Annotated in this window: 1 protein-coding gene; it reads left to right on the top strand. The window is 71.5% G+C overall.

Going from position 1 to position 1931, the window contains the following annotated elements:
• Positions 1-385 precede the first annotated feature (385 nt).
• The gene (locus ACFWMR_RS42530; RefSeq protein WP_378280196.1) at positions 386-1888 is read left to right on the top strand and encodes a DEAD/DEAH box helicase; all 1503 of its coding nucleotides are present in this window, start codon (positions 386-388) and stop codon (positions 1886-1888) included.
• Positions 1889-1931: the final 43 nt, after the last annotated feature.

Here is a 1931-nt window from a genome sequence, read left to right as displayed (position 1 = left end):
CCCCGGCCCGGCCCCTCCCCCACCCCCTTCTATTAGCGGTTTTTTTCCTTTTTTTCAACCTCCTACAACACCACATTACCCCCACGCCGGGAGAACCCTCGGTGGAGACCCTGCCCACAATCGGTCCCTCCAGTTGGGAGGCCGGATAACGGTCCGGTACAGTAGTACTAGACCGCAACCGGCGGCGTGGATGAGTGGTGTCCGTCGCCTCCAAAGCCAACCGAATGGCTCGCGGTATCCGTATCAACCAATTGGCGCGCGGTGTCACGCAGACGCGGTGTGCCGGGTTCGTCCCTGTGAACGCCCATCTGTGCACACCATCTTGCCCTGCCTGCGCGCGGGCAGCCCGGGCCTCCTTGTGACGTGCCACGTCCGAGAGGCATTTGTGACAGTCACGTTCAACTCCGGCCACGTCTCACCGTCGGCGCGTCAGCACCGCAAGCCGCGCACCCGCCCCGCGGGTGACGCGATGCTGCGCGAAGACGCCGTCGAGACGGTCAAGGCGAAGACCTGGGCGGAACTCGGCCTCCCCGACCCGCTGCTGCGGGCGCTGGCCGACGCCGGTATCACCACCCCGTTCCCGATCCAGTCGGCGACCATCCCCGACGCGCTCGCCGGCCGCGACGTGCTCGGCCGCGCCCAGACCGGTTCCGGCAAGACCCTGGCCTTCGGCCTCGCGATGCTGACCCGGCTCAACGGCGGCCGCGCCCGGCCGAAGCACCCGCGCGCGCTGATCCTGGTCCCGACCCGCGAGCTGGCCATGCAGGTCGCCGACTCGCTGACCCCGCTGGCCAAGTCCCTCGGCCTGTGGTGCCGCACCGCCGTCGGCGGCATGGCCTTCACCCGCCAGGCCGACGCGCTTTCCCGCGGCGTCGACCTGCTGATCGCCACCCCCGGCCGGCTGTCGGACCACGTCCGCCAGGGCACCGCGTCGCTGTCGGACATCAACTTCGTCGCGCTCGACGAGGCCGACCAGATGGCCGACATGGGCTTCATGCCGCAGGTCCGCGAGATCCTCGACCTGACCCCGGCCCGCGGCCAGCGCCTGCTGTTCTCGGCCACCCTCGACGGTGACGTCGACAGGCTGGTCCGCGCGTACCTGACCGACCCGGTCACCCACTCGGTCGCCCCGTCGACCGCGAGCGTCACCACCATGGACCACCACGTGTTCCAGGTGTCGCACCAGGACAAGCAGGACATCATCACCGAGATCGGCGCCCGCGAGGGCCGCACGATCATGTTCGTCCGCACCAAGCACCACGTGGACCGCCTCACCGAGCGCCTGCGCGAGAAGGGCGTCCACGCGGCCGCGCTGCACGGCGGCAAGACGCAGGGCCAGCGCAACCGGGTCCTCGCGGACTTCAAGGAGGGCTACGCCCCGGTCCTCGTCGCCACGGACGTCGCCGCGCGCGGCATCCACGTCGACGACATCTCGCTGGTGCTGCACGTCGACCCGGCCGCCGACCACAAGGACTACCTGCACCGCGCCGGCCGCACCGCGCGCGCCGGGGCGTCCGGTGTCGTGGTCACGCTGGTCACCCACGACCAGCGCCGCATGGTGCGCCGGATGACCGACCGCGCCGGTGTCCGCGCCGAGCAGACCACCATCCGCCCGGGCGACGCCGAGCTCACCCGCATCACCGGTGCGCAGCAGCCCAGCGGCGAGCCGGTCGTCGAGCGTCGTCGTGAGTCCCCGCGTCGTGGCGGTGGCCGCGGCTACGGTGGCGGCGACCGCGGCGGCTACCAGGGTTCGCGCGAGGGTCACGGTCACCGCGAAGGCGGCCGTCCCGGCGGCTTCCGCGGCCGCCCGCGTCGTGGCGAGTCCGGTGGCGGCAACGGCCGCCCGCAGCGTCCGGGCCGCGGCCCGCGTCGCAGCTACGACAGCTGAGGTAACCCCGGCTAGAAGTACATGAAGGCCCCCTTCCTTGCGC

It is taken from the genome of Amycolatopsis thailandensis, from assembly GCF_042723255.1.
GTDB classification, from domain to species: domain Bacteria; phylum Actinomycetota; class Actinomycetes; order Mycobacteriales; family Pseudonocardiaceae; genus Amycolatopsis; species Amycolatopsis thailandensis.
The sequence above is the reverse complement of the archived record's forward strand: the minus strand, read 5'-3'. Positions and strand labels throughout refer to the sequence as shown.